Annotated in this window: 6 protein-coding genes; 5 read left to right on the top strand and 1 reads right to left on the bottom strand. The window is 72.0% G+C overall.

The window, feature by feature from the left end:
- Positions 1-716 (bottom strand): EamA family transporter (locus GCU69_RS18755; RefSeq protein ID WP_235978559.1); only part of this gene is annotated, 716 nt, incomplete at its 3' end.
- A gap of 367 nt (positions 717-1,083) precedes the next feature.
- Here GCU69_RS18755 and GCU69_RS18750 point away from each other — a divergent pair.
- The 5 genes from GCU69_RS18750 to GCU69_RS18730 all read left to right on the top strand — a co-directional run.
- Positions 1,084-2,001, top strand: a complete 918-nt coding sequence (locus GCU69_RS18750) for a LysR family transcriptional regulator (RefSeq protein WP_156206684.1) — start codon at positions 1,084-1,086, stop codon at positions 1,999-2,001.
- Positions 2,002-2,240: 239 nt separating this feature from the next.
- Complete coding sequence (rplM, locus tag GCU69_RS18745) at positions 2,241-2,684, top strand: 50S ribosomal protein L13 (RefSeq protein ID WP_098753535.1); 444 nt, start codon at positions 2,241-2,243, stop codon at positions 2,682-2,684.
- A 40-nt stretch (positions 2,685-2,724) separates the two neighbouring features.
- Positions 2,725-3,240 (top strand): 30S ribosomal protein S9, encoded by a 516-nt coding sequence (rpsI, locus tag GCU69_RS18740; protein ID WP_098753536.1) that lies wholly within the window; start codon positions 2,725-2,727, stop codon positions 3,238-3,240.
- Between the two features lie 146 nt (positions 3,241-3,386).
- The gene (gene glmM / locus GCU69_RS18735) at positions 3,387-4,745 is read left to right on the top strand and encodes a phosphoglucosamine mutase (RefSeq protein WP_098753537.1); all 1,359 of its coding nucleotides are present in this window, start codon (positions 3,387-3,389) and stop codon (positions 4,743-4,745) included.
- Positions 4,746-4,869: 124 nt separating this feature from the next.
- Positions 4,870-5,857, top strand: a 988-nt coding sequence (locus tag GCU69_RS18730; protein WP_107645004.1) for an IS481 family transposase, incomplete at its 3' end; no start/stop codon positions are given.

The raw sequence follows: 5,857 nt of genomic DNA, 5'->3' as shown, positions 1-5,857 counted from the left end.
TGCGCGGCGGCGAGGTGTTCGGAGAGCACGACCGTCCCCGCGAGGCCCGCGCTCGCCGGTTCCAGGCTCTGCAGGACACCGACGGTCCGGGGCGGCAGGCGGCGCAGCGCGGCGAGTTCGAGGGAGTAGGGGAGCGCCGCCGAGAGCACGGCGACCACCGCGCCGGTGAGCAGCGCCCGCGGGGCGAACAGCGCCGTCCCGCTCTCCGCCGCCCCGAACGGCAGGGTCAGCACCGCCGCCCAGCCGAGCGCGAGGGCCAGTGGCGCGCCGTCCCCGCTCCGCGCGCCGGTCCGCCGGCTGAGCAGCAGATAGCCGGCCATGGAGGCGCCCGAGGCCAGCGCGAGCAGCACGCCGGCGGCCGGGACGTGCGTGCCGGCGGGGCTGTGGAACAGCCAGATGCCGAGCCCCGCCAGACAGGCGAGGGCGAGGTCGGTGGCGCGCCGGGAGGTGAGCAGCGCGAGGGTGAGCGGCCCGAGGAGCTGAAGGGCCGTCGCGGGCCCGACCGGCAGATGGCGCAGGGCGGGATAGATGAGGTTCATGCCGGCGATCGCGGTGCCGAAGGCGAGCACCAGGCCGAGGTCCGGCCGGGTGCGGGGCAGGGCGGGGCGGTGGACCAGCAGGAGCAGCGCTGCGGCCAGGGAGAGCCGCAGCGCGGCCACCCCGAGCGGGCCGACCGTCCCGAACATGCCCTTCCCCACGGCCTGGCCGAACTGCACGCTGAGCACGCTGCACAACACGAGCACGGACGGAGCCGGACGGGGCAGCCGGGTCACGGGGCCGGCCGGACGCCCGGCCGGACGTCCGGTCACCGGCCGGGGCAGGCGTCCGGTCAGAAGCCCGGTCACCGGCCGGGTCAGGCGTCCGGCCAGGCGTCCGGTCACCGATGCGGTCGCGCGTTCGGTGGCACGTTCCGTGGCGGGCCCGGTGGCACGTTCCGTGGCGGGCCCGGTCGGGCGTCCGGTCATGGCTCCAGCGTCAGCCGCGAGGACCGTGAAGGTCCATCGAGAAATTCCGCCCGTGATTCTTTAGGGTGGGCTACATGATTGCCCGACAGGCCGGACACGGACCGGGCGGGCCGGTCTCGTGATCGATCTGCGGCGCCTGCGCGTGCTGCGCGCCCTCGCCGAGCACGGCACGGTCACGGAAACCGCCGCCGCCCTGCATCTGACGTCGTCCGCCGTCTCCCAGCAGCTCCGCCAGCTTTCCCGCGAACTCGGCGTCGAACTGCTCCGCCCCGACGGCCGCCGGGTCCGCCTCACCCCGGCCGCGCACATCCTGCTGCGGCACGCCGAGACGCTGCACGCGCAGTGGGAGGAGGCCCGGGCCGAGCTGGCCGCGGACGCGGGGCGGCTCACGGGCACGTTCCGCCTGTGCGGCGTGTCCTCGGCGGTCGCGGGCCTCGTGGCCCCGGCCGTGACGCGGCTGCGCCGGGCGCACCCGGGCCTCGGGACGGAGATCCGGGAGGAGGAGAGCGGGGACTGCTTCCGGCTGCTGCTCGCGGAGGAGACGGACGTGGCGGTCGTCCTGCCGGGCGCCGGGGTGCCGCCGGTGACCGATCCGCGGTTCGAGCAGCGTCCGCTGCTGGACGACCGGCAGGACCTGCTCGTACCGGAGGGGCACCGCCTGGCGCGGGCGGGTGCCGCGGACGGCGGGGTGCCGCTCGCCGGGGCCGCGGCCGAGCCGTGGATCGTCAAGCGGCGCCACAACGACACCTTCACCCTGCTGGCCGCCGTGTGCGCCGCGGCCGGGTTCACGCCGCGCGTCGCGCACGAGGCGAAGGAGTGGTTCGCGGTGTCGGCGCTGGTCGCCGAGGGCCTCGGGGTCTGCCTGGTGCCCCGGATGGTGCCGCTGCCGGCCGCGCACGCGGTGGTCCGGGTCCCGGTCACGGGGGAGCCGGTGCCGGTCCGGCGGATCGTCGCCGGGCTGCGGCGCGGCACCGCGGGCCATCCCGCCGTGGCCGCCGGGCTCGCCGCGCTCGGGGAGGCCGCGGAGGCGTTTTGACCGGACAGGACGCGGAACGGTATTCTGCTGGTTCGTTATGCGTATTGGCTTGCTCTATCTCACGTGAGGGGGCCTTACGCAGGCCCACCGGGCCGATGACCAGCGGCAGGCAGACGGGAATGCGTCACCCGTGTGCGGCCAGGGCTGTCGTGATCGCCGGGTGGCCTTGTCAGGACCTGTCCCCACGGCCCCCGGGCCGGGGGCGACCCCATTCACTGAAGAAGCGAAGGCTAACGACCGTGCGTACGTACAGCCCCAAGCCCGGCGACGTCCAGCGTCAGTGGTACGTCATCGACGCCACCGACGTTGTCCTCGGCCGCCTGGCCTCCCAGGCCGCCACCCTCCTCCGGGGTAAGCACAAGCCGGTGTACGCGCCGCACGTTGACGCTGGTGACTTCGTCATCATCATCAACGCCGACAAGGTGCACCTCTCCGGCAACAAGCGGGCCCAGAAGATGGCCTACCGCCACTCGGGCTACCCGGGTGGTCTGCGGTCCGTCTCCTACGAGGACCTGCTCACCAACAACCCCGAGAAGGCCGTCGAGAAGGCCGTCAAGGGCATGATCCCCAAGAACACCCTGGGCCGCCAGGTCCTCTCGAAGCTGAAGGTCTACGCGGGCTCCGAGCACCCGCACGCTGCTCAGCAGCCGGTCCCGTTCGAGATCACCCAGGTCGCGCAGTAGTCCGGCCACCCCCTAAGACGAAAAGAAGCTGAGGAGCATCGTGGCCGAGACCACCGCAGAGACCCCCGTCGTCGACGAGGTCGTGGAGACCTCCGAGACCCCGGAGACCCCGGAGACCCCCGTCGAGGAGTACACCAGCGAGTCGCTGGCCTCCCGCTTCGGGGACCCGCAGCCCGCCGCCGGCCTGGGCCGTCGCAAGAACGCGATCGCCCGTGTCCGCATCGTGCCCGGCAGCGGCAAGTGGAAGATCAACGGTCGCACCCTTGAGGACTACTTCCCCAACAAGGTGCACCAGCAGGAAGTCAACGAGCCCTTCAAGGTGCTCGAGCTCGACGACCGTTACGACGTCGTCGCCCGCATCAGCGGCGGCGGTGTCTCCGGCCAGGCCGGCGCGCTGCGCCTGGGTGTCGCCCGCGCGCTGAACGAGGCCGACGTGGACAACAACCGCGGCCCGCTCAAGAAGGCCGGCTTCCTGAGCCGTGACGACCGCGGTGTCGAGCGCAAGAAGGCGGGTCTGAAGAAGGCCCGTAAGGCGCCGCAGTACAGCAAGCGCTAAGCGCCTCGCGCGTCAGTACGAATCGCCCCGGCGGCACGCTCCGTGCTGCCGGGGCGTTCGTCTATCGGCAGCCGGGGGCGTATACAGAAGAACAGGCACAAGACGCCCAAAGGCTTTCAATCTCGGAGCAAATTCGGAGGACACCAGTGGGACGACTCTTCGGCACGGACGGGGTGCGCGGTGTCGCCAACGTGGATCTGACGGCCGAGCTGGCGCTCGGACTGTCGGTCGCGGCGGCGCATGTGCTCGCCGAGGCGGGAGCGTTCGAGGGCCATCGGCCGACGGCTGTGGTGGGACGTGATCCGCGCGCGTCCGGGGAGTTCCTGGAGTCCGCCGTGGTGGCGGGGCTCGCGAGCGCGGGCGTGGACGTCCTGCGCGTCGGTGTGCTGCCCACCCCCGCGGTGGCGTATCTCACCGGGGCGCTGGGCGCCGACCTCGGTGTGATGCTCTCCGCCAGCCACAACCCGATGCCGGACAACGGCATCAAGTTCTTCGCGCGCGGCGGCCAGAAGCTGGCGGACGAACTGGAGGACCGGATCGAGTCCGTCTACGCGGGCCACGCCTCCGGCGCCCCCTGGGACCGGCCGACCGGAGCCGGTGTGGGCCGGGTCCGCATGTACGACGAGGGCTTCGACAACTACGTCGCGCACCTCATCGGTGTCCTCCCGAACCGGCTCGACGGTCTCAAGGTCGTCCTGGACGAGGCGCACGGCGCGGCCTCCCGGGTCTCCCCGGAGGCGTTCGCCCGGGCCGGTGCCGAGGTGATCACCATCGGCGCCGACCCCGACGGCCTCAACATCAACGACGGCTGCGGCTCCACCCATCTCGGCCCGCTGAAAGAGGCCGTGGTCGAGCACGGCGCGGACCTCGGCATCGCGCACGACGGGGACGCCGACCGCTGCCTCGCCGTGGACGCGGAGGGCAAGGAGGTCGACGGCGACCAGATCCTGGCGGTGCTCGCCCTCGCCCTGCGCGAGCAGGAGGGCCTGCGGAAGAACACGGTCGTCGCCACCGTCATGTCGAACCTGGGCTTCACGCTCGCCATGGAGCGCGAGGGCGTCGAACTGGTCCGCACCGCCGTCGGCGACCGGTACGTCCTGGAGGAGATGAAGAACCAGGGTTACGCCCTGGGCGGCGAGCAGTCCGGCCACGTCATCATCCTCGACCACGCCACCACCGGCGACGGCACCCTCACCGGTCTGATGCTGGCGGCCCGGGTCGCCGCCACCGGCCGCAGCCTCGCGGACCTGGCGGGCGTGATGGAGCGGTTGCCGCAGGTCCTGGTCAACGTGCGGGACGTCGACAAGTCCCGGGTGGAGTCCTCCGCCGAGCTGGCCGCCGCCGTGGCCGACGCCGAGCGCGAGCTGGGCGCCACCGGGCGGGTGCTGCTGCGTCCCTCGGGCACCGAGCCGCTGGTGCGGGTCATGGTCGAGGCTGCGGACAGCGAGCAGGCCGGTTCCGTCGCGGGACGGCTCGCGGACGCGGTGAAGTCGGCGCTGGGCTAGCTGTACTGCCCAGCCAGGTTGGTCGAGTTTGTGCGACGACACGGTCTGAATCTGTGAGATGACGAAGGCCCCCGGTTGTGGAGTGGAGCTGTCGAGGAACCGCTCCGCCAACCAGGAGGCCTTCGTGTCTCACGCTAACGCTGCTCTGACGCCCCGTGCCCGTCTTCGCCTGGCGCGTCTGATTGTGGATGAGGGATGGCCGGTCGCCCGTGCGGCCGAGCGCTACGACGTGTCCTGGCCCACCGCCAAGCGATGGGCCGACCGTTACGCCGAATCCGGGCCGGCCGCGATGGCCGACCGGTCCTCACGACCTCACCGCAGCCCGGCCCGAACTACTCAGCCGCAGGTCCGCAAGATCGTGCACCTGCGCTGGAAGCAGCGACTGGGACCGGTCCAGATTGCCGGACGGCTGGGCATGCCCGCCTCGACCGTCCACGCGGTCCTGACCCGCTGCCGGATCAACCGGCTGTCCCACATCGACCGTGCCACCGGCGAGCCGGTGCGCCGCTACGAACACGGGCATCCCGGCGCCATGCTCCACATCGACGTCAAGAAGCTCGGCAACGTCCCCGACGGCGGCGGCTGGCGCTACGTCGGACGCGTCCAGGGCCGCAGGAACCGTGCCGCAACACCAGACAAGCCCCGCAACAAGTACCGCGGCCCGCTGCTGGGAACCGCATTCGTCCACACCGTCGTCGACGACCACTCCCGCGTCGCCTACGCCGAGATCCGCAACGACGAGACAGCCGACACCGCAGTCGATGTCCTGCACCGCGCGGTGGCCTGGTTCGCCGCCCGCGGCGTGACCATCGAGCGGGTCCTGACCGACAACGGCTCGGCCTACCGCTCCCGGCACTGGAACCGGGCCTGCACCGAACTCGGCATCACACCGAAGAAGACCCGGCCCTACCGGCCACAGACGAACGGCAAGGTCGAGCGCTTCCACCGCACCCTGGCCGACGGCTGGGCCCTCGGACGCTTCTACTCAAGCGAATCAGCCCGCCGCAAAGCCCTGCCGGCCTGGCTCCATCACTACAATCACCACCGCCCCCACACTGCAACCGGCGGCAAACCGCCCGTCACCAGGTTGACCAATGTCCCTGGGCAGTACA

The organism is Streptomyces lycii (genome assembly GCF_009735685.1).
Lineage (GTDB): Bacteria > Actinomycetota > Actinomycetes > Streptomycetales > Streptomycetaceae > Streptomyces > Streptomyces lycii.
Note: the sequence above shows the minus strand (reverse complement) of the source record. Positions and strands in the feature narration are given on the sequence as shown.